The 22730-nt window shown below is 62.7% G+C and carries 17 protein-coding genes; 7 read left to right on the top strand and 10 right to left on the bottom strand.

The window, feature by feature from the left end:
- Positions 1-12 precede the first annotated feature (12 nt).
- Positions 13-138: a hypothetical protein gene (locus tag CFII68_RS27895; RefSeq protein WP_256211722.1), complete on the top strand. Its 126-nt coding sequence runs from the start codon at positions 13-15 to the stop codon at positions 136-138.
- Positions 139-730: 592 nt separating this feature from the next.
- Here the strand turns inward: CFII68_RS27895 and CFII68_RS16460 are convergent.
- The gene (locus CFII68_RS16460) at positions 731-2011 is read right to left on the bottom strand and encodes a serine/threonine transporter (protein ID WP_018605749.1); all 1281 of its coding nucleotides are present in this window, start codon (positions 2009-2011) and stop codon (positions 731-733) included.
- Between the two features lie 731 nt (positions 2012-2742).
- On the opposite strand from CFII68_RS16460, the gene CFII68_RS16470 reads away from it, so the two are divergent.
- On the top strand, positions 2743-3696 hold the full coding sequence (locus CFII68_RS16470; protein ID WP_018605745.1) for a 2-hydroxyacid dehydrogenase: 954 nt from the start codon (positions 2743-2745) through the stop codon (positions 3694-3696).
- Here CFII68_RS16470 and tssA read toward each other — a convergent pair.
- From tssA to CFII68_RS16495, 5 genes are all read right to left on the bottom strand, one after another.
- Positions 3693-4775, bottom strand: a complete 1083-nt coding sequence (tssA, locus tag CFII68_RS16475; RefSeq protein WP_018605741.1) for a type VI secretion system protein TssA — start codon at positions 4773-4775, stop codon at positions 3693-3695. The genes CFII68_RS16470 and tssA overlap by 4 nt on opposite strands.
- On the bottom strand, positions 4772-8596 hold the full coding sequence (locus CFII68_RS16480; protein WP_018605739.1) for a type VI secretion protein IcmF/TssM N-terminal domain-containing protein: 3825 nt from the start codon (positions 8594-8596) through the stop codon (positions 4772-4774). The genes tssA and CFII68_RS16480 overlap by 4 nt, the downstream gene beginning before the upstream one ends.
- Positions 8593-9354 (bottom strand): DotU family type IV/VI secretion system protein, encoded by a 762-nt coding sequence (locus CFII68_RS16485; protein ID WP_018605737.1) that lies wholly within the window; start codon positions 9352-9354, stop codon positions 8593-8595. The genes CFII68_RS16480 and CFII68_RS16485 overlap by 4 nt, the downstream gene beginning before the upstream one ends.
- An 18-nt stretch (positions 9355-9372) precedes the next feature.
- Positions 9373-10704, bottom strand: a complete 1332-nt coding sequence (tssK, locus tag CFII68_RS16490; protein ID WP_018605734.1) for a type VI secretion system baseplate subunit TssK — start codon at positions 10702-10704, stop codon at positions 9373-9375.
- A gap of 64 nt (positions 10705-10768) precedes the next feature.
- Positions 10769-11218 carry a hypothetical protein gene (locus CFII68_RS16495; protein WP_018605733.1) on the bottom strand — a complete coding sequence of 150 codons (450 nt, stop codon included), beginning with the start codon at positions 11216-11218 and terminating at the stop codon, positions 10769-10771.
- A 224-nt stretch (positions 11219-11442) separates the two neighbouring features.
- Between CFII68_RS16495 and tssB the strand changes: the two genes are divergently transcribed.
- Both tssB and tssC read left to right on the top strand, forming a co-directional pair.
- Positions 11443-12003, top strand: a complete 561-nt coding sequence (gene tssB / locus CFII68_RS16500) for a type VI secretion system contractile sheath small subunit (protein ID WP_018605731.1) — start codon at positions 11443-11445, stop codon at positions 12001-12003.
- Positions 12004-12033: 30 nt separating this feature from the next.
- Positions 12034-13515: a type VI secretion system contractile sheath large subunit gene (tssC, locus tag CFII68_RS16505; protein ID WP_018605729.1), complete on the top strand. Its 1482-nt coding sequence runs from the start codon at positions 12034-12036 to the stop codon at positions 13513-13515.
- A 197-nt stretch (positions 13516-13712) separates the two neighbouring features.
- Here the strand turns inward: tssC and speA are convergent, their stop codons facing one another.
- The 4 genes from speA to CFII68_RS16525 all read right to left on the bottom strand — a co-directional run bounded on the left by speA (position 13713) and on the right by CFII68_RS16525 (position 18006).
- Positions 13713-15626, bottom strand: coding sequence for an arginine decarboxylase (speA, locus tag CFII68_RS16510; protein ID WP_014336393.1), 1914 nt, complete (start codon positions 15624-15626; stop codon positions 13713-13715).
- A gap of 211 nt (positions 15627-15837) precedes the next feature.
- Positions 15838-16209, bottom strand: a complete 372-nt coding sequence (locus CFII68_RS16515) for a translation initiation factor Sui1 (RefSeq protein WP_003197435.1) — start codon at positions 16207-16209, stop codon at positions 15838-15840.
- A 168-nt stretch (positions 16210-16377) separates the two neighbouring features.
- The gene (locus CFII68_RS16520) at positions 16378-16935 is read right to left on the bottom strand and encodes an NUDIX hydrolase (RefSeq protein WP_024617882.1); all 558 of its coding nucleotides are present in this window, start codon (positions 16933-16935) and stop codon (positions 16378-16380) included.
- 3 nt (positions 16936-16938) lie between these two features.
- Complete coding sequence (locus tag CFII68_RS16525) at positions 16939-18006, bottom strand: DUF2333 family protein (protein ID WP_018605722.1); 1068 nt, start codon at positions 18004-18006, stop codon at positions 16939-16941.
- A gap of 284 nt (positions 18007-18290) precedes the next feature.
- Between CFII68_RS16525 and CFII68_RS16530 the strand changes: the two genes are divergently transcribed.
- The 3 genes from CFII68_RS16530 to aroQ all read left to right on the top strand — a co-directional run bounded on the left by CFII68_RS16530 (position 18291) and on the right by aroQ (position 22721).
- Positions 18291-19961, top strand: coding sequence for a PleD family two-component system response regulator (locus CFII68_RS16530; RefSeq protein ID WP_018605719.1), 1671 nt, complete (start codon positions 18291-18293; stop codon positions 19959-19961).
- Between the two features lie 52 nt (positions 19962-20013).
- On the top strand, positions 20014-21960 hold the full coding sequence (locus CFII68_RS16535) for a methyl-accepting chemotaxis protein (protein WP_018605717.1): 1947 nt from the start codon (positions 20014-20016) through the stop codon (positions 21958-21960).
- A gap of 308 nt (positions 21961-22268) precedes the next feature.
- Positions 22269-22721, top strand: a complete 453-nt coding sequence (aroQ, locus tag CFII68_RS16540; RefSeq protein WP_018605716.1) for a type II 3-dehydroquinate dehydratase — start codon at positions 22269-22271, stop codon at positions 22719-22721.
- Positions 22722-22730: the final 9 nt, after the last annotated feature.

Here is a 22730-nt window from a genome sequence, read left to right as displayed (position 1 = left end):
CTTAGGCTCGGCATGCCCTCACTCCGGCATTGCTCCGTGGGCCGCCGCGAAGGGCCATCCATGGCCCAGCGCGGCTACCTCGGCATCCATGCCGAGGTGCCCACTGCGCAATGCCTGCGTTCGGCCAGCGTGGTTTAACGGGGCGTCGAGATCAAGATCAAGATCCAAAGCAAGAGCAAGAGCGGGATACATGCCAGCATCTATGTGGCTGAGCCTCCGCTATCGCGAGCAAGCTCGCTCCCACAGGGGATCTTCAGCAGACACAAAATCCATGTACACCGTAAAACCTGTGGGAGCGAGCTTGCTCGCGATGAGGCCGGCACATCCAACATCACCGCAAACTGACACACCGCCTTCGCGAGCAAGCCCGCTCCCACAGGAGAAACGCGGTCCCACCAAGAACCAGGTCGGCCGTTAGGCCGCCTCGCGGTGGACGTTGATCTCGGGCGCCCCGTTAACCACGCTGGCCGAACGCAGGCATTGTGGAGTGGGCATCCCGGCATGGATGCCGGGATAGCCGCGCTGGGCCATGGATGGCCCTTCGCGGCGGGCCCACGGAGCAATGCCGGAGTGAGGGCATGCCGAGCCTAGGCGAGGCACCAAGTGGTGGGGCAGAAGCGCTTTGGTTACTTTCGCGCTTTTCGAAAGTGACCCGCCGTCAGGGCGGAACCCTAAGCAGCCGTTACCGCAGAAACGGATATACACACCAACCTCACCCCCCAATAAAGGCCTACGCCAAGAGGGAGTAAACCAACGCCGTAATCGCCACCAAACCCACCAACGTAACGAAGACATTCGAAGCCTGGCCACGATAACGGGCCATGGCCGGAACTTTGCGAATGGCATACATCGGCATCAGGAACAGGATGGCCGCGATAACCGGCCCCCCCAAGGTTTCAATCATGCCCAGGATGCTCGGGTTGAGGGTCGCGACGATCCAGCACACCACCAGCATGAACGCAGCGGTGAGGCGGTCCAGGGTCTTGGGCGCCGGGCGGCGGCCGCTCTTGACGATCAAGCCCTTGAGGCCTTCGCTGGCGCCGATGTAGTGCCCCAGGAACGACTTGGAGATGGCGACAAACGCAATCAACGGCGCGGCAAAGGCGATAGTCGGGTTGCTGAAGTGGTTAGCCAGGTACGACAGGATCGACAGGTTCTGCGCCTTGGCTTCGGCCAGTTGCGCCGGGGTCAGGGTCAGCACGCAGCTGAACACGAAGAACAGCACCATCACCACCATCAGCACATGGGCGCGCGACAGGATCTGCGAACTACGCTCCTCGGCGTTGCCGCCGTAGCGACGTTTCTGGTCCACCGCAAAAGCCGAGATGATCGGCGAGTGGTTGAACGAGAACACCATCACCGGGATCGCCAGCCACAAAGTATGCAGCAGCGCCGAAGGTTCCGGCGGCGTGGACGCGGTGGTCAGGATGCCGCCGCTCCAGTGGGGAATCAGGAACACCGCCAGGAACAGCAGTGCAACGATGAACGGGTAGACCATCAGGCTCATGGCCTTGACGATCGCCTGCTCGCCGCAGCGGACCACCGCCAGCAGGCCGAGGATCAGCACCAATGACAACACAGCCCGAGGAGGCGGCTGGATATGCAACTGATGCTCCAGGAAACTGCCCACGGTGTTGGTCAACGCCACGCTGTAGATCAGCAGGATCGGGAAAATGGCAAAGAAGTACAACAGCGTGATCAACGCACCGGCCTTGAGGCCGAAATGTTCCTCCACCACTTCGGTGATGTCCGCGCCGTCGCGACCGGACAACACAAAACGGGTCAGGCCCCGGTGGGCATAGAACGTCATGGGGAACGCCAGCACCGCCAGGATCAGCAACGGCCAGAAGCCGCCCAGGCCCGCATTGATGGGTAAAAACAGAGTACCTGCACCGATGGCGGTGCCAAACAGGCCCAGCATCCACGTGGTGTCCTGGCGACTCCACTGGCTGAGGGTGGCTGGGACTGTCGTTTCAAAGCGCTCTTCGACGCTATTGGCCTGATCATTCATCCGGGCGGATCTCCGTATTCCGGTCACATGCACCCGGCCGGGACGAGTCGGAAAAACCCGACAGGCAGCGCCCTGGCCGAAACAGGGGCGCGATTGTCCGGGATTAGTGAGCAGAAGCAAAGGCTTAGCTGAGGAGCGGTTATGCATATCAGATCGCTGCCATAGAATTATCCCTGCATTCCCTGTGTGAGCGAGCTTGCTCGCGATAGCGGTGGGTCAGCTTGCACCAGCACTGAATGTACCGCCGCCTTCGCGAGCAAGCTTTGCTCCCACAGGTCTTGCTCAAGCAGATCCGATGGGTGTACGACCAGGAGAGCCAGGCCGGCTACTAGGCCGCCTCGGCGTGGACGTTGATCTCGGGCGCCCCGTTAACCACGATGGCCGAACGCAGGCATTGCGCAGTGGGCATCCCGGCATGGATGCCGGGATAGCCGCGCTGGGCCATGGATGGCCCTTCGCGGCGGGCCCACGGAGCAATGCCGGAGTGAGGGCATGCCGAGCCTAAGCGAGGCACCGAGTGGTGGGGCAAAAGCGCTTTGCTTACTTTCGCGCTTTTCGAAAGTGAGTCGCCGTCAGGGCGAAACCCTAAGCAGCCGTGACCGCAGCAATGGATATGCACCCAGTCAGTCAACAAAATCCGAAATGCACATAAAAAGCCAAGCCCCCCTGCCCCCGGCTCCTACAATCAGGTTGAATACTTGAAATCGCCCCAGCGCCCACAGGAGCCCAGCATGACCGCAACCGTTCTGGTACTGGTTGAAACCGTCAATGAATGCCTGCCGATTCTCGAGAAGCAGGGTTACCACCTGGAATTGGCGCCCACGCCTGCCGAACGCAAGACGGCGATTTTCGAACACGGTGAACGCTTCAGCGCAGTGCTGACCCGCGGCCCCCTGGGCCTGACGGAGGAAGAGATCGCCGCCCTGCCCAATCTGAAAATCATCTGCGTGATCGGCGCCGGTTACGAACAAGTAGACCTGCAGGCCGCGCGCCATCGGGGCATCGTGGTCACCAACGGCGCCGGGGTCAACGCGTCGTCGGTGGCCGACCATGCCATGGCGCTGTTGCTGGCGCTGGTGCGCGACATACCCCACTCCGATGCCGCCCTGCGGCGGGGCGAATGGCCAAGGGTTGCGCGCCCTTCCCTGGCGGGTAAGCGGCTGGGCGTGTTGGGCCTTGGCGCGGTGGGCATGGCGATCGCCAAACGGGCCGCCCTGGGCTTTGACATGAGTATCAGCTATCACAATCGGCGGGTGCGCAATGACGTGCCCTACACCTTCTGCGCCACTCCCACGGAACTGGCGCGGGTTTCGGACTTCCTGATCGTCGCCACGCCAGGCGGCCTGGATACCCGGCAATTGATCAACAAACAGACCCTCGATGCGCTCGGCCCAAAAGGGTTTCTGGTGAACGTCGCCAGGGCCAGCGTGGTTGCCACCGCCGATCTGATCAGCGCCCTGGAGCATCGGCGAATCGCCGGAGCGGCCCTGGATGTGTTCGATCACGAGCCCGAGGTGCCACAGGCGCTGAAAAACCTGCCCAACGTCGTCCTCACCCCCCACGTGGCCGGCCTGTCACCGGAAGCGACCCGCGCAATGGTAGAGCTGGTGGGCCAGAACCTGACCGCGTTCTTTTCCGGCAAACCGGTGTTGACGCCAGTGCCGTGGTCCGACGAGGAGCGTTAGAGAACGCCCAATAACGTCCACAAGCGCCGGGATTCGGCATCGGCACTGATCAGTTCCCCCAGCAACTCGCTCAACGGCTTGTTCCCCCACTCCACGCCGCGTCGGATCAGGTAGGGCACCGGGCTGTGGGGTTCGGTGCGGGCCAGGTAACCGGCGATGACCAGTAATTGTCGGTAGGCCTCTTCACGATTGGCCGGTTCCTGGAAGACCTGGGCAGGTGCCGCCTGCGGCTGGGACGTCGACGTCGTGGTCGCCGGGGACGTTTGCACCGGCGCGACGGTGGGTTGCTGTGGGTGCATCGCGATGAACTCCTCTACCAGTGCCAACAAGGCCTGCATCACGTCCTGCAGGGATTTGTAGCCCGGGGCCAGGTTGCCCAGGTAAGCGTCGCTCCAGGCTTCGAGCCGTTGCAGGTGTTGCAGGCTCAACATCAGGCTGCCCTGGCGATGCAACCAGAACGACAAGGGTGTGTTGCGAATCAGTTCGCTGAGTTTCTTTTGATCGTTGCGCGCCGCTTCGGCCGAGGCCTTGGCGTTCTTGCTGTCGTTGACCAACACTTGCTGGCGCTGCAAGCGTTGCCAGTCGTCCAGGCAGAAAGCGGCGAAGGTCTGTTCCCGGCCGTCGAACAACGGCACCCGCGTCAGCAGCACTTCGCTGTAGCGACGGGCCAACCACTCCAGCGGGATCACCCGCCATGACTGGTCGCCTTCCTCGGCCTGGGGGTGCAACTGCTCCGGATAGCGCTCACACAGTCCAGCCACCAGCGCCAGGCTGCCCGGCAACCCTTCCAGCCCAGCCATATGCAGCCAGGCCTCCCCCAGCCAGGCACTGATCATCAGGTCCTTGCTGCGCTCCAGCAGCAACGTGGTCGCGAGCCGTTCCAGGTCCGGCCACAGGGCGCGCTTGATCGAAGACTGCCACACACCGGTGGGCAGGCTGGTGTCGTCCTCCCGGCGCAATTCGCGCAACTGGTCATATTCCGGTTCGTAGCGCAGGTCCGGGCCACAGGGCGATTCGGCACTGATCGGCTCGAGCAACTGGCTGACCAACTCAGGCAAAGGCGATATCGGCAAGCTCACAGGCCCTCCTCACGAGTGGCAATGGCGGGGCTCGATGCGGTCGCCATGAAAGGTGAACGGGGCGCCCGCGTCGGCAGCGGCGGGATCGACAAAGGCAGCTTGGAGCCCTGGCTCATCAACGACAGGCGCATGAACATCAACGTTTGCTGCGCCGTGCGGGCCTGGGTCTGGGCGGTCACCGGCAGTTGCAGGGCCAGGGGGAAATCGGTGTAGTCGACATTCGGCTGGCGCTGACTCGCCACCTGCGAGCGCATCAGGCGCAGCAACGACCAGGGTCCCTGGTATTCCCAACCGGCCTCCAGGTCGCGCACCACCAGGTTCGGTTGCAGCGGGTCGTTGGCCGGACGCTGGTAGCCGTTGCGGGCCCAGCGCAAGGTCAGGCGCACGGGCTGGCCGACCATCCAACGCAGGTTCGGCTGGCCGCCGCCGGGGTAGCTGATCTGTTGGTTGCCGGCGTCCAGGCTCCAGGCGATCACCTGGTCGGCACCGCGCTCCTCATCGCGATCGGTGCGCCAGCGCACGTCCATTTCCACCCCCAGGATGCCACTCTTGTCGCGCACGAACAGCGGCCCGAGCCAGGTACCGGCCTGTTTCAAACGGTTGAGGAAATCCTCGGCTGCCAGCCGCTCTGGCGTCTGGCTCAACGTCAGCCCGGCCTGGGCCAGGGGCAGGCGCGTGTCGATCAGTTCCAGCAAATGCTGGACCCGCGCCGGGTCGGCATCGCTGGCCCGCACGTCCTGGGAAAACGGAAAGCGCCCGGCCAGGTATTGATTGAAATAGTTGGCCAGGTCATTCCAGGCGGTCGCGGCCTGGTTCTGTTGCAGGTACAGGCACCGTTGCAGGGCGCCCTGCTGCAACGCGACCGTGCGCAGGGCCAGGTCGCCGCGCCCGCCGGGCAAGCTGGCGGTCTGCAAGATCTGCGCGCAGGAGGTGGTGTCCATGGCGATAAAGTCCCGGCTCACCAATTGTTCCAGTTGGGCCGCCGAGCTCGCCGGGTTCTGGTTCTTGTACTTGAGCAATTCATCGTTGAGGGCCATGAAGCGTGCCACCTGGTCGTGTTCCAGGGCCGACAGGTTGTCCTGCTGGACGATCAACCATTCCAGCGCGGGCATTCGCTGCTCGGCGATCTGCAGCATCGCGCCGAATTGCTGGGCCAGGTTCAGCTTCAGGTCTTGTGGATCGCTGGCACCGTAGAGCTGCAAGCCGAAGTTCTTCGAGCCGTCCCAGCGCTGGACATCGGCCCGCTGGCTGAACAGCGGCTGGGCATCGATTTCGTCCAGGCCACTCTTGAGCTGCGCCAATGCCCGGCGATTGAGCAGACGTTGGAAACGCATCGCCAGGTCGCCACGGTGCACGTCCATGAAGGCTTTCTGCAGCGCAACGGCCTGGGTCGTTTGCACATTGAAGCCCATGCCGGGCAGCGCCTCGTCGCTTTCATCCAGGCTCAACCACATGGCCCGGGCCGCGGCGCCTTCAGCGGCCTGCATCAGCGCATCACGGTAATCCGGCGGAATGCGCGGCATTTCTTCATTGGCATAGCTCTTGTAGCTGGTGAAGTAGTTCAGCGCGACGCTGAAATCATCGCTGCCATCGCCCTGGCCCATCGAATCGGAGTTGTTGCCCGACGGATCCTTCTGCATGGCCAGCGCCACGAAATCACGCTTGAACAGCGCCTGCACCGCACCGTCCAGCGCCGTGACATGGTCTTGCAAGACCAGCAGGCCACTGCCCTGTTGCACCAGCAGATTGTCCCCGGAGCCGGTCTGGACGATCCACTGGTCACGAAAGCTCTGCTGCAACTTCGCCGCCTGGCTCTCCAGGTCCTGCTCGATATCCGGCCCCAACAACGTGCTGTGGCTGACCTTGTCCAGCATCTGGCTGTAGCCGGGCACCAGGTCCTGGCCCTTGCCCCGGCCCCAGGCCGAGTTGGTCAGGCTGACCAGGGTCTGCAAATCGTCGATCAGCGCCATCAGGTCTTCGAGTTCACTCAACGAATTGCCACTGCCGGCCTCCAGCCGTTGCAGGTGCAGCTTGAGGTAACCGGCCTGGCGCACAAAGTTGTCCGCCAGGAAGTAATGGTCCAGCCAGCGCTGCATCAGGCCGGTGAAGTTATCGGAGATCACCGGGCGCGCGGCGTTCAGGTCCAGCCCTTTCAAATCGCTGTTCTGGGCATCGAACAGCACCCGGTTGTAGAACCGTGGCCGGCTCAAGGTGCCGGTGTTGAGACCCAGGGACAAGGCGGTGTTGCTCAGTTGCACCAGTTCGTCCAGCGGTGCCTTGGGATCGTTCACCACCTGACTGAACATCTGGTTGTGCTGCTCAAGGCGTACCGCGAGCTCCACCAGTTCCTTGGCCTTCACGTAGCTCTGCCACTGCGCCGGGTCTTCGTTCTCCACATTGCCCCGCCGCTCAGTGTTGCGGATGGACTTGAGCTGTTCCAGGTCGGAATTGAGCAGGTCCCGCAAGGGCAATATCCAATGGTGCCGAGCCGTCAGGCGCAACCCATTCTCCAGTTGCGTGTCCACGGAAGAGAACCACGAAGTAGGAAACACCACTGAAACGAAGCGCCAGCTCGGGGCCTTTTCCAACACGTTCCAGTAGTTCTGCACATTGTGCCGGGTCGGTTCCAGTTGCGGTTCGTCAGGGTCGACCACGAGGTGGTTCTTATGGGCGCTGAGGATCAACCGCGACAGCCCCTCGGCTTGCTCCACCGAATCGTGCCAGACCCAGACCATGCCTCCCAGCCAGACCAGGCCCACCACCAACGCCACCGCTCCGGCCAGCCGATGCCCGCGCTGGCGCAGGCGCAACAGCCGTGGCACAGGCTGGGCCAGGCCACGTTCGGCCATCAGCCGTCGCGACCACAATTGCCGGGCGAACACGGTTTGCCGCTGGGCACTATCGGAAGCGGTCAAACCGTCGCCGCTGACGGCCGGTGCCTGGCTGGCGGTGAAGTACACCCCGCGAAAACGCGGTGCTTCACCTTGGGCGTTACCCTGGAACACCGGCTCCAGCAGGATCTGCAAGGCCCGCCGCAAACCTTCGAAACGTTCCGGCAACCCATAAAGATCGGTGCTCAATTGCCCCGACAGCGCACCGATCTCGATGATCGACTGCGACAGCGCCGCGTTGACCTGGTCCAGGGCCTGGTCACTCCACTGCGACTGCCAGGCCGCATCCGGCAAATAGGGCGAGGACCAACCCAGCATCGACTCACGCGCCTCGGCGGGCAGCGCACTGACCAGTTCCTGGACCCCGGGCAGTTCTTCCATCCCGGTGATCACCACGTACACCGGCAGGCTGAGGCCGAACCGTTGCAACAGGTCGATAAAGACACGCCGGACCTTGAGGCTCAGCTCGGTGGTGTGCTCGATGTCGTCAAGGGTGCTCAAAGGTACGGTCCAGATCACCGCATCCAATGGCCGCTTGCTGCGCAAGCGCAACATCAGCCCCAGCAGGCGCCACCAGTTGCCCCGTTGCCGGTTCATGCCGTCATCGGGCAGGAACAACGCCTGGGGCACCACCAGCACCGAGCCCTCGGCATCGGAAAACCAGCGCCCGAACCAGGCCGCCTTGTCGGTCGGTTGCAAGCGCCACTGGGCGCACAGTTGGGCGCCGTCGGTTTCGTTGCCGAGCATCATCAGCCAAGGCATCTGATAGCGGTCCCGGGTGCCCTGCTCCTGCTCCATGCGGCGCACCGCCCCATAGAAACTGCGGATCGCCGCCCCGCCCTGGGTCCGCAGCCACCAGATCAGGGCCGCGATCAACAGCACCATGACGATGGCGAGCACCACCAGGGCAACGATGCTCAGGGTGCTCATGAGTCCTGCTCCTGAACCACCGACTCATTCAGTTGCAGCACCGGCTCGAGTTCCGAACGGATGTCACGCCAGAACACCTGCCCCAAGCCGGTCAGCAGCAACACCATCGCCAGGATCGCCAGCCCCAGGCGAAAGCCGTCCGGCAGCGATTGCTGCACTGGCATGCGCACTGGCGGCGTCGCCGAAGACAGCGCCAGGCGCTGGCTGACGTCGACGTAATCAGGGTCGTGTTGCCAGGCGAAGGTGAACAGCGCCACGCGCCACTTTGCATGCTGGACCTGGCCCGGCTCGCCACGCAATCGCCCCTGGAACCCGAGGATCAGGCATTGCAGATAGACATTCGCCAGGTCCCGGGTGCCGGGCATCTGCTCGTCCAGCAGTTTCTTGATCGCCGCCGGCAAGCGCTCGCCGGCCTGGCGGCTGGCATACATGCGTGACTCGAGGGGGTGCTGCTGCCACGCCAGTTGTCCGGGCCAGGGGCTGAACAGCAAGGTTTCGTCCACCAGCGCCACGAAGGCATAGACCAGCGACTTGACCTGCTCGGTGGCGGCATCGCCGACGGTGGCGAAGGCCACCCGCCACAGACGCTGGGCGCTGCGCCCGGAAAACTCCACCACCCGATTGACCAATACCGCAGGGTCGCTGTCCTTGGGCAAGTCTTGCCACTCCTGGGACCACTTCAACCAGGCCTGGCGAAAAGCACTGCTCAGCGGCGCCTCATGCAGACTCCGAACCGCCCCGCCACTTCCATCAGGCATACGACTCCCCTTTTGCGATCAGGCACTTTCACTGGCTTGCGCCACGAACAACACCACTTGCCACGGGCTGCTGGCCTGGGCCGATGCCGGCGCCACGATGTGCAGCGGCAATTGCGCGTCGAACCATTGCCCGCTGGCGGCCACCACAAACAAACGGGTGTCCTCGCCCACGCTGTAGGCCACCTGTTCGTTGCGGCTCATGGCCTGGTGGGGCAGACCGCTCATGCGTTGTCGGCTGAGCAGCGGGATGTGCCGCGCCGACGCGATGATCGCCCCGCGCAACCACTCGCCCGCCGCCTGCTCGCTGGCGCCGTTGGGCATGCGCAGGCCGATCACCAGGCGTTGCTCCGGTTGGTCGTCAGGCAACTGGATCGAGAAGACCTGCTCATTGCGCTCGAAGGCCAGGCTGCGATAGCCGGCGCGAACCAATTCCAGGGTGGTTTCCAGCCAGTCGAGCAATGGCTCGTAGCCGCGCTGCAATTCGAGGAAATCCAGCGGTGCGAAGGCCGGGACGCCCGCCAGTGGATCGAGGGCCGACCAGCTCCCGGCCAGCCCCAGCAGCAAACCGTAGAGTGCCTGCGGCGTGGCCACCCGAGTGTTCAGCGCCCCTTCGACTTCCGGCAAGCGCGCCCACAAGGCGGTCAATTGCCGACGGATCTCCATGGCATCGTCCTGGTTGCCGGCCGCCTGGGCCTGACGCAAGCGACCAGCGAGAAACATGCATTTTTCCCGGGCCCGGGCGCACACACCGGCGACCCGTCGACCGAGGGCCGACTCCGGCAACAGGATCGGCGTCGGCGGGGTGTAGGGCACGCGCCAGAAGCCACCGCCCTCCTTGCGGATGCGCAACAGCGGCAGGCAGATCGAATCAGCCTTGCTCAGTTGCGTGCACAGCCTCGGGTTGGGTCGCCAGACGGTGATCGACTCGGGAAATGCACCGCTGGTGAGGTCTGGCAACGCCTCGCCGACCACCGATTGCAGGCGCCCCTTGAGCGGCACCAATTGCCCGGCGCGCCACAGCGGGCTGACGGCCAGGTACACAGTCACGGTGGCGTCGTCGGTCTTGTCGATCGCCTCACCGATGTCCAGCTCCAAGGTCGGCCCGACGCCGGCCTGCAGGTTGACCGGCAAACCGTCCGGCAAGGTGCCCTGCAATTGCAGCAGCCGCACCAGGCCGGCGCTGAGGCCTGAAGGATCGACTTCCAGCTGGCTGACACCCCAGAACCAAGGGTTGCAGGCCCCGGCAAAATACGCAGCCAGCGCCTCGGCACGCAGCCCTTGCAATTGAAAATGCTGGGGCAGCAATTGCATGCCCTCATGCCAGCACACCGCGTCAGGTAACAGACTCATACGACTCCCTTCGACATCCCAATGTCGCCGCGCATGGCGGCCCGCGGTCACTCAAGGCTGGCTGTCATCGAGCCCCATCATTCACGAGGGTCATCTCGCGACTGTCGAACTTCAGCCAGGCCTGGCGCTGATCGTCCAGCCGAAGCCGGTGGGCTCCGGGAGTGTTATAGCTGGCGAAGACCAAAAGTCCAGCGGCGCGCCGGCCCTCCAACGGGAAGGGTTGGCGGTCGATGAATTGCCCCGGAACCAGCTCCAGCCCCCACACCGACATGAGTTGACGATAGTCGCGCTGGAACTGTTCGCGCTCGGCGAACCACTGGCTGGCGGTGATGCCCGACAGCTGCTTGAGCAGGTCCGGGTCGTTCACCGCGATGAAATCCACCGCGATCGGTGTGTCGTCATTGGCCCGGGGGGCGACGTCCAGGGTCAGGCTGTCCAGGTCGACACTGGGCGCAAAAAGCGAGCAACCGGTGAGCGCCAGGCTCAAAAAAAATCCGAAAAAAAACCCACGCAAAATGAATCTTCCTTTTCTCAGCGGTCCAAAATTGTTTTTGCTTGCTTTTTTATAGACCTGTTCTAGCGTCTTGGGTAGTTCGACCCACACGGTCGAATGCGCCAGGTTCGTCAAGGGAATGACAGGTTTTCTGCCGTCCATTTGCAACCTGTGGATCAGCAAGGGAATGCGATGAGCGGGACTCCCGATGCATTGCGCCCGCACATGCATCGGAGTCGGCCGCCATGGCAGAAAGTACCCAGCACAAGCTCGACAGAGTCCGTCCTCCCCGCGTCCAGATCACCTATGACGTGGAAATCGGCAACGCCATCGAGAAAAAAGAATTGCCACTGGTTGTCGGCATTCTGGCCGACCTCTCGGGCAAGCCACTGGACCCGCTGCCCAAGCTCAATGAGCGGCGCTTTACTGAAATCGATCGGGATAATTTCAACGAGGTGCTCGCCTCCATCTCCCCCCGCGCCACGCTCCAGGTGAACAACACCCTCAGCGGCGACGACAGCAAGCTCAACATCGAACTCAACTTCCGTCATATCGACGACTTCGACCCGGTCAAGGTCGTGGAGCAGGTCACGCCGCTGCGCCGGTTGTTCGAAGCGCGCCAACGCCTGCGGGACCTGTTGACCAAACTCGATGGCAACGACGACCTGGACAAGCTGCTGCGCGACGTGATCGCCAACACAGAAGGCCTGCAGGAGATCAAGTCGGCCCGGCCCCAGGACGTACCGCCAGAGCTGCCGACCGTGGCCGCCAACGATGACCCTGCCCCGGCCGAACCACAGGCCTGATCGCGCGCATCATTCAAGGGAGATAACGCCATGCCTGCTTCATCCAGCGCTCAAACCAGCGAGAGCACGACCCAGACCCTGTCCCTGCTGGACAAGATCATCGCCGAAGGCCGCATGGCCCACGACGACAGCCAGCAAGATTACGCCCGCGACATGCTGGCCGAATTCGCCACCCAGGTCCTCGACGAAGGCATGGCCATCGACAAGGACACCGTGGCGATGATCAACGACCGCATCAGCCAGATCGACCAACTGATCAGCGCCCAGCTCAACGAAGTGCTGCACCACCCTGACCTGCAGAGACTCGAAGCCTCCTGGCGCGGCCTGCACCTGCTGGTGCAGAACACCGAGACCAGCACCCGGCTCAAATTGCGCCTGCTCAACGTCACCCAGAAAGAACTGCAGAACGATCTGGAAAAAGCCGTCGAATTCGACCAGAGCGCGCTGTTCAAGAAAATCTACGAGGAAGAATACGGCACCTTCGGCGGGCACCCGTTCAGCCTGCTGGTGGGTGACTACACCTTTGGCCGGCATCCGCAGGACATCGGCCTGCTGGAAAAACTCTCGAACGTCGCCGCCGCCGCGCACGCCCCGTTCATTGCCGCCGCCAGCCCGCGGTTGTTCGACATGACCAGCTTCACCGAACTGGCGATCCCCAGGGACCTGTCGAAGATTTTCGAGAGCCAGGAGCTGATCAAGTGGCGCGCCTTCCGTGAAAGCGAAGACTCGCGCTACGTGTCCCTGGTGCTGCCGCACTTCCTGCTGCGCCTGCCGTACGGCCCGGACACGCTGCCGGTGGAAGGCATCAACTACGTCGAAGACGTCAACGGCACCGACCACAGCAAATACCTGTGGGGCAACGCCGCCTGGACGCTGGCGCAACGCATCACCGAAGCCTTCGCCAAATATGGCTGGTGCGCGGCGATTCGCGGGGCCGAGGGCGGTGGCGCGGTCGAAGGCCTGCCGGCCCATACGTTCCGCACCAGTTCCGGGGATCTGTCGCTCAAATGCCCGACCGAAGTGGCGATTACCGACCGCCGCGAAAAAGAACTCAACGACCTGGGCTTCATCTCCCTGTGCCACAAAAAAAACAGCGACGTGGCGGTGTTCTTCGGCGGCCAGACCACCAACAAGGCCAAGCTCTACAACACCAACGAGGCCAACGCCAACGCGCGGATCTCGGCGATGTTGCCGTATGTACTCGCGGCCTCGCGTTTCGCCCATTACCTGAAGGTGATCATGCGTGACAAGGTCGGCAGTTTCATGACCCGCGACAACGTGCAGACCTACCTCAACAACTGGATCGCCGACTACGTGCTGATCAACGACAACGCGCCGCAAGAAATCAAGGCGCAGTACCCGCTGCGCGAAGCGCGAGTGGACGTGACGGAAGTGGCAGGCAAGCCAGGCGCCTACAAGGCCACGGTGTTCCTGCGGCCGCACTTCCAGCTGGAGGAGCTGACCGCCTCGATCCGCCTGGTGGCGACCCTGCCGCCGCCGGTAGCTGCCTGACGGTTGAAACCTGTGGCGAGGAGCTTGTTGTGGCGAGGGGATTTATCCCCGCTGGGCTGCGCAGCAGCCCTCTAAGCGATCCACTCAATCTGCCTGACACACCGGTTGTCGGCATTTAGGGCCGCTTCGCGCCCCAGCGGGGATAAATCCCCTCGCCACAAAGGGAGTTCTTTGCTCAGCGAATACTCATGGCTCTATCAAGAAGACAGATAAGACGAACGCGTCAGCCCCAAGCGCAAGGCATCGAGGAACTGGGTACGCTCGGCGGCGCTGATACGGGCGCTGGCGCACTTGTCGCGGTAGTGAGTCATCAACTCCTCCGGCGACAAGTGCACGTAGCGCAGCATGTCCTCGATGGTGTCGTGGGTTTCGATACCGGCGTGGTACACGCTGCCATCGGCGTTCTGGTAGATGTTCACCGAGTCGGTGTCACCGAACAGGTTGTGCATGTCACCGAGGATTTCCTGGTAGGCGCCCACCAGGAAGATGCCCAGCAGATAGTCTTCATCCGGCTTGAGAGCGTGGACCGGCAGGCTGGTCTCGATGCTCTGCTCGTCGACGTACTGCTTGATCTTGCCGTCGGAGTCGCAGGTCAGGTCTTGCAACACGGCGCGGCGCAGCGGCTCTTCGTCCAGGCGATGCAGCGGCAGGATCGGCAACACCTGGCCGATGGCCCAGGTGTCCGGCAGGCTCTGGAACACCGAGAAGTTGCAGATGTATTTGTCGGCCAACTTGTCGTTGAGCTCATCCAGCACCTGGCGGTGCGAGCGCTGGCGCGCCTTCAACGAGTTGTGCAGGCGACGGCACACCGCGAAGTAGCACTGCTCGGCCAAGGCTTTTTCGGCCAGGGTCAGCTTGCCGTCGGCATATTGGGTCGCCACGTCGCTCATGTAGTGAGTGGCGCGCCAGTAAGTCTCGGTGACCATCTCGATGTCGGTCGGGCCCAGCAGGTCAACCAGCCATTGCACGGTTTCCGGCAGTTCCTGCTTGTTGTCGATCACTGGCACGTCGTCGTTGTGTTTCTCGACGTCGGTCACCTGCACCACCAGCATGGCGTGGTGAGCGGTCAGCGAGCGGCCGCTTTCGGAGAAGATGTTCGGATGCGGCAGGCTCTGGGCATCGCAGAACTCCTTGAGCATGCCGACCACGACACCGGCGTAATCGTCCATGTCGTAGTTGATCGAACTCGCATTGCGCGAGTGCGTGCCGTCATAGTCCACGCCCAGGCCACCGCCGACGTCGATGTGATCCACCGGTAGGCCGAGGTTGCGCAGCTCGCCGTAGTAACGGATCGCTTCCTTGAAGCCGTGCTGGTAGTCCGCCAGATTGGCGATCTGCGAGCCCATGTGGAAGTGCAGCAGGCGGATGCCCTGGTCCAGGCCGGCAGCGCGGAAGCGCTCGACCACCGACAGCAGTTGCGCGGCCGACAAGCCGAACTTGGACTTCTCGCCACCGGTATCGGCCCACTTGCTCGACGCCAGGGACGACAGGCGCACGCGCAAGCCGACCTGCGGCTTGACCTTGAGCGTTGCGGCCTCTTCGATCACCAGGCCGACTTCGGACTCTTTCTCGATGACGATGAAGACGTTGTGACCGAGCTTCTGGCCCATCAGCGCCAGACGGATGAATTCGCGGTCCTTGTAGCCGTTGCAGACAATGGTCCCGCCCTTCGGCGCCAGGGCCAGGACCGCCAGCAGCTCCGGCTTGGAACCGGCTTCCAGGCCGATGGAGACGTTCTGGGTGGCGATGATGTTCTCGATCACCGCTTCCTGCTGGTTGACCTTGATCGGATAGAGCGCGGTGTACTTGCTCTGGTATTCCAGGCGCGCGATGTTGCTGTCGAAGGCGCCGGTGAGCTGGCGCACACGGTCTTGCAGGATGTCGGGGAAGCGCACCAGCAAGGGCAGCGACAGGCCGCTCTGGCGCAACTGGTCGACTTGCTCGAACAGGTCGATGGGCGAGCTGTCGGGACCGTTCGGACGGACTTCGACGCGACCGGCTTCATTGATCGCGAAATACCCGGCCCCCCAATGGCGAATCCCGTAAACACTGCGGCTGTCCGCAACTGTCCATTGGCTGCCATCGTCTTTGCGTGTGCGTCGTACGGACATCGAAGTCCCCTATAAAGAAGTCAAAATGCACCATCCGGTCGGAGGCTGGGGCAGTCTAGAGAGTGAAAATGACGAATTGCCTGTTAGCAAGGTAGACCCTGCTCCCAGCGATGAGTTTAGAAACCCGTTCAGAACAGGCTCTGTGAAAACCATGCGGGCGACCTCGAACGTCGGGTTCGGGTCAAGCCGAGGGTGGTTTTCACAGAAGCTGCTAGCCGCCGGATTTCTTTGCCTTGAAGCCGTGCTTGACCAGTTCCGCCAACAGCAGCTCGACGTGATCGCCCTGGATCTCGATGATGCCGTCTTTCAACGCACCACCGGTGCCACAGCGTTTCTTCAACGTGGTGGCCAGTTCCTTGAGCGCGTCTTCGGCCAGCGGCACGCCGGTGATCGTGGTCACCGTCTTGCCGCCGCGACCTTTGCTTTCACGGCGCACGCGCGCAATGCCGTCACCGGCGGGGATGGCGGTCTGTTTGCAGATGCAGGCATCCACCGGCTGACGGCAATCAGGACAATGACGACCGGCGTCGGTAGAAAATACCAGGCCGCCCAGGGCGGCGAAGGATGCGGCTTTTTTGGCCACCGGCAATCCTCTTGGGAGGACAAAGACTGGTCGAGGGGGAACATGCCTCGACCGCGAAACCCCACTCAGGCAGGGGCAGCGCTACTGGACCGCAGACACGGTTCAGCTTGAAAAGTCGCGCAGTGTAACGGCAAAAAGCCGACTTGCTAAGGGCCAATCAGCGCCAATTTATAGCTTCTTTGCGACGCTGCCGCCATGGACCCGCAAATAGCGTTCAAGCGCCGCCAGAGAGTCCGGGCAGTAAGGCTTGCGCTGGATTTCATCGAGCACCTGCTCGAGGGGCAGGAAACGCGCTTCGAGGACTTCTTCGGGCTGCAGGACCAACGGGCCGTCCCACACCGCCGAGAACGCCGAGCACCACAGGCGACTGCCAGGGTCTTCGAAATAAAAATGGTCGTGGGCGGTGAGCTCCACGCCGCTCACGCCCAGCTCCTCCGCCAACTCACGGGCAGCCGATTCGGCGTAAGTCTCATCGGCCTGCACCATGCCGCCCGCCGCCACGTCCCAGAAACCAGGGTAGATGGCCTTGCTCAGGGTGCGCCGATGAACACACAGCTCACCGGACGAATTGAACAGCATGATGTAGGTGCCGCGTCCGATCAGGCCACGCTCACGCAGCTCTGAACGCACCAGGCTGCCGAGCAGGTTGTCGTGCTCATCGACCCACGCAATCAGCTCGGCATCCGAGGCCACTCGATGAGCGACCTCCCGGGGGCTTTCGCTCATGAATCAACCCTGGTTCAGCAGTTGTCGCAAGTCGATGACCGCTGCGTTGGCTCGGGAAATGTAGTTGGCCATGACCAGCGAGTGGTTCGCCAATACACCGAAGCCGCTGCCGTTGAGGATCATCGGGCTCCAGACCGGTTCCTGGGACGCTTCCAGTTCACGAATGATCTGCCGCACGCTGACCGTGGCGTTCTTTTTCGCCAGGACATCGGCGAAGTCCACTTCGATGGCGCGCAGCAGGTGCGACAACGCCCATGCCTGGCCACGGGCCTCATAGAACACGTTATCGATTTGCAGCCACGGGGTCTCGACCACCTCTTCGTCCACCTGCGGCACCTGGCCCGGGGCCGGGACTTCGGTTTTCAGCGAGGTGTTGAGCTTGACCCGGCCAACGCTGGCCGACAGACGCTGGGACAACGAACCCAGGCGAGTGCCGACATCCCCCAACCAGTTGTTCAGGTTGTCGGCGCGGGCGTAGAACAGTGCGCTTTTCTGGCTTGGGTCGGACAGGCGCGCCTGGTAGCGGCTCAGGGAATTGATGCCTTCCTGGTACTCAGACTCGCTGGAGGGCAGCACCCAACTGCGGTTATCGAAGTTGAAGCGCGGCTCGGCCTTGGCCAGGTCGGCGTCCTCGGCGGACTGGGACTGGGAACGGGCGAAGTCCTTGCGCAAGGCGCGGCTCAGGTCGCGGACCTGCACCAGCACGCCGTATTCCCAGCTCGGCATGTTGTCCATCCACAGGCCAGGCGGGAAGCGGTCATTGGAGATGTAGCCGCCTTGCTTGGTCAGCAGGGTCCCGGCCACTGTCTTGAGCGTCTCGACCGTGGTGTAGCCCACCACCATCTGCCGGCCATCTTTCTCGGCCGCGGCCTGGGCGTTCTGCTGCACGGGGAACAGCGCAGGCTCCTGGCTCCAATACCAGCCGACGGCAATGGTCACCAGCAGGTAAAGGGCGATCAGCGTCGCCAGTGCGCGGCTGAAAAAAAGCCCACCCAGGTAGCTGCGGGTGTCCGATTTCGGCTCGGCGGCACGTTCAGGCGCGCTGCCCGCGCGGTTTTTCCAGTCCAGCATGGTGATATCCCTTCAATCACTTGAGTTCTCGGTTCGACCACAACCCTACGCCATCGTGCCTGATTTGAAACGCGATAATGCGGCGCCAATCATGCCGGGCGCGACAGGGCAATCGAACAGCACTATAAAGGAAGCGCTGCCATCGGCCTATGAGACTGGTCAGTCACAAACTGAATTTCGCGACTGGACAGAATATTGACGTATGACACTCATGCCGAGGAAAAGAGGTGCTAGCATAGAGCCACCAGTCGATCTCAGCATGCACCCTAACTAGTAGTCAGGATATGACCGAGCCAGAAGACCCCAGCCGTGAGCGCCTCAAGCACCACTTTGCCCAGCGGGTAATTCATCAGGCTCGTCAAATCCTGGAGATTTGGCAGCGCCTGCAACGCAGTGAGTGGTCCAGCACCGACCTGTCGGAGCTCAGCGAAGCCAATCTGCGCCTGCTGCGCTTTGCCGAGCGTTTCGAACAGCCCGAGCACTCCCAGCTGGCCCAGGGCATCAACCAGTCGCTGCAAGCGGTGGACGCCAATCGCGGGCGCCTGAGCAGCCACCTGATCACCGAAATCAACCGCCTGATGCAGCGTTTGTCTCGTACCGGCCTGCGCCATGGCGACCAGCTGGAACAAACCTTCCTGCCGCCGCTGCGCAAACCCATCTACGTGTTGCTGCAGGACCATGACCGCGCCGAGCGCCTGGCCAAGCAGTTGGAGTTCTTCGGCCTCAGCGCCCAGGCATTGGACAGCGTCGCGGCGTTCCGCGCCTCGATGGTCGAGCGCCTGCCGGCGGCGATTGTCATGGATGTGGATTTCAGCGCCCCTGGCGCCGGCCTGAAACTGGCCGCCGAAGCCCAGGAAGGCCTGGAGCAACCGCTGCCGCTGTTGTTCTTCAGTTTGTTGGAAACCGACACGCCCACCCGCCTGGCCGCGGTGCGCGCCGGTGGGCAGGAATTTCTCACCGGCACCCTCGAAGCCTCGAGCCTGCTGGAAAAAATCGAAGTGCTGACCTGCGTCGCCCAGTACGATCCGTACAAAGTGCTGATCATCGATGACTCCCGCGCCCAAGCCATGCACACCGAACGCCTGCTCAACAGCGCCGGCATCATCACCCGCACGCTGATCGAACCGATCCAGGCCATGGCCGAACTGGCGGACTTCCAGCCCGACCTGATCATCCTCGACATGTACATGCCGGCCTGCACCGGCACGGAACTGGCCAAAGTGATACGCCACAACGACCGCTACGTCAGCGTGCCGATCATCTACCTGTCCGCCGAAGACGACCTGGACAAGCAACTCGATGCCATGAGCGAAGGCGGCGACGACTTCCTGACCAAACCGATCAAGCCCCGGCACCTGATCACCACGGTGCGCAACCGTGCCGCCCGGGCGCGCAACCTCAAGGCGCGGATGGTGCGCGACAGCCTCACCGGCCTGTACAACCACACCCATATCCTGCAACTGCTCGAGGATTGCAGCTTTCGTGCTCGTCGCGAAGGCAAGCCCCTGAGCTTTGCCATGCTCGACATCGACCATTTCAAACGGGTCAATGACAGCCACGGCCATCCCATGGGCGACCGCGTGATCAAGAGCCTGGCGCTGTTTCTCAAGCAGCGCCTGCGCAAGACCGACTTCATCGGCCGTTACGGCGGCGAAGAGTTCGCCATCGTCATGCCCGACACCGATATCGACGCCGCCTGCAAAGTGCTGGATGAAATTCGCCAGCGCTTTGCCGAAATCCACTACCCGGCCCAGCCCCATGATTTGTGGTGCACCTTCAGCGCCGGCGTGGTGGAGATGAGCGATGACTCCGACAGCCTGATGATGGCCAGCCAGGCGGACGAAGCGCTGTACCGCGCCAAGCATGCCGGGCGCAACCGGGTACAGAGCGCCCGCCAATCAAAGCAAAGCGCCACCTTTTCATCGGAATCGACCGATTCGGTCATAAACCTGTAATGCAAACGCAATAACTTCAGGCACTTACGATTCTGCCCCTGGTAGACCTTTAATGCGCCTGAAGCTGCTGACCAATCTCAACACCCTTCTTTTAGTTGCCGTGTGCCTGGGCCTTGGGGCCACGCTGTGGTGGTCGCAAATTGCCCTGGAACGACCCTATCTGCTGATGGAACGCTACCTGGGATTGTCGCGGCAGTTCCAGGGCGAAGTGGCGCGCAATATCGAGGACTACCTGGCCAGCGGCGACGCCTTGCGCCTGAGTGCTGCGACCCAGGCCCTGGAAACCCTGCAAAAAGACCTCGATCAATTCCCCCCGGCATTGGCCAAGCCCCTGCGCCCGAGCCTGTCGAACCTCGATGGCTTCAGCAAGACCGATCTGCTGGCCGCCGGCAAACTGGCCGGCGATCCGCAGGCCTTGCTGCTGCAGGCCGAGCGTGAACTGAGTGCCAGCCTCGACCAACTGGCCCAATACGCCAATGGCGCCCCGGACTACTTGCCTGCGTTGTTTGCCGCTTCTCAGCACCTGGGCCGGCTATCCCTCACGCGGGACAAACTGGTCAGCAGTGGCCGCAGCGAATTGGCCGCCGACGTCGAGCGGGAACTGGCGAGCATCCGTGTCGAGGCCGAACGCCTAGGCAGCCTGCCACTGCTGGGCGTCACCGCCAGCAGCGAATCAGGCAGCGATGATTTCGCCGCGCTGATGGGTTTGGAAACCCAGGAAAAAACCGCCGCCGAAGATGCGGGCATCGCCCTCAAGCGCGAACTCAACAGCCTGCTCGGTCGTTACCCGGCAGAACTGGCCCGCACCCGTGAACTGATCCAGAAACGCACCGAGCTGAGCAGCGCCACGCACCTGAAAATCGCCGATGTGCAACAGGCAATCGATGCCATGGAGCCGGCGGTACGGGCCCAGCATGGGCAGATCCAGGGTGAGGTTCGTTTGATCCAGGGGGTAATGATTGGCCTGATCCTGCTGATCGCGCTGCTCATCGACACCTTGCAGCGGCGCCTGGCGCGCACCTTGACGCACTTGGCTCCGGCCCTGTCGACCTGGGCCGAGGGCGACTTCAGCCGTGATATCCACGTAGGTGCCAGTAACCGCGAATTGCAAGACATCGGGGCCTCGCTCAATCGTCTGCGTGCTTATCTGGTGGACTTGGTGGGCACCATTCGGGTGAACGCCGAACAGGTCGCGGGTAGCAGCCGGACCCTGGCCGAGCTGAGCGGCGAGCTGCACAGTGGGGCCGAGCATCAGGCTGGCGACACGGCGCTGATCCGCGACTCCCTCAGCGAACTGGAAGCGACGATCCAGCAAGTGGCCGGCGATGCCAGCCAGGCCGCAGACGCCAGCCGCAGCGCCGGGCAGGCGGTGGAACAAGGGCAGAAAGTCATCGGCCTGAGCCTCACAGGCCTGCATGCGCTGGTGGGAGAAGTACAAGGCAACGCGCAGATGATCGAGCAACTGGCCGAGGAGTCGGCCACCATCGGTGGCGTGCTGACGGTGATTCGCTCGATTGCCGACCAGACCAACCTGCTGGCCCTCAACGCCGCCATCGAAGCCGCCCGCGCCGGGGAAATGGGCCGGGGCTTTGCGGTGGTGGCCGAAGAAGTCCGCTCCCTGGCCCAACGCACGGCCGGCGCCACCGCCGAAATCCAGACGCTGATCGCCCGTCTGCAACAGGCTGCACGCCAATCGGTGGACGGCATGCGCACCCAGGTCGAACACGCCGAAGCCACCGCCAACCAGGCGCAAGCGGCCGACGGCGCACTGGATGAGATCGTCGGCGCCATCCAGACCATCTCCGACACCGCGGTACGCATCGCCGACGTCACCGCCCAACAAAGCGGCGCCGTCAGCGAAATCCGCGATCACAGCGAGCGGATTCACCAACTGGGCGGCGACAACCTGCTGCGCATCGGCCAGGGGCGCGAACAAGGCGACCATCTCCTGGTACTCGGCGGACGCTTGCACACCGCCGTGCAGGCCTTTCGGGTTTAGCACCACCGACTGCATGAATCCCTGTGGGAGCGAACTTGTGGGAGCAAGGCTTGCCCGCGATGCAGACACCTCGGTGTAACTAATAGACCGAGGCGATGCCATCGCGGGCAAGCCTTGCTCCCACAAGCTCCCACAAGGTCCAGTGCAGGTTTTCCGAACGCGGGTGACCGGATCTTGGGGCATGGTCACAAATTTCGCGCAAACATCGGTCATCGTGCTGGCTATTGCAGAGAACTGGACAGTCACAAAGGCTTTGCGGCATAGTCGCCAAGTTCTGATACCTGCTCACAGATAACAAGGAACAGCAGATGGCGACCCTATTGGTCCTGCACGGACCCAACCTGAACCTGCTGGGCACCCGTGAACCGGGCGTCTACGGCGCCGTGACACTGGCGCAGATCAACCAGGACCTGGAGCAGCGGGCCCGTAACGCCGGCCATCATTTGCTCTATCTGCAAAGCAACGCCGAATATGAATTGATCGACCGTATCCATGCCGCGCGTGGCGAAGGCGTGGACTTCATTTTGATCAATCCAGCAGCTTTTACACACACAAGCGTCGCATTACGTGACGCGCTGCTGGCGGTGAGCATCCCATTCATCGAAGTGCATTTGTCCAACGTGCACAAACGCGAACCTTTCCGCCATCACTCCTACTTCTCCGATGTAGCCGTGGGAGTGATCTGCGGCCTTGGCGCCAGCGGTTACCGGCTGGCCTTGGAGGCCGCCCTAGAGCAGCTTGAAAAACAGGCAACAGCTTGAAAACAAGCG

Origin of the sequence: Pseudomonas sp. CFII68 (assembly GCF_000416195.1) — a bacterium.
Taxonomy (GTDB): domain Bacteria; phylum Pseudomonadota; class Gammaproteobacteria; order Pseudomonadales; family Pseudomonadaceae; genus Aquipseudomonas; species Aquipseudomonas kilonensis.
The sequence above is the reverse complement of the archived record's forward strand: the minus strand, read 5'-3'. Positions and strand labels throughout refer to the sequence as shown.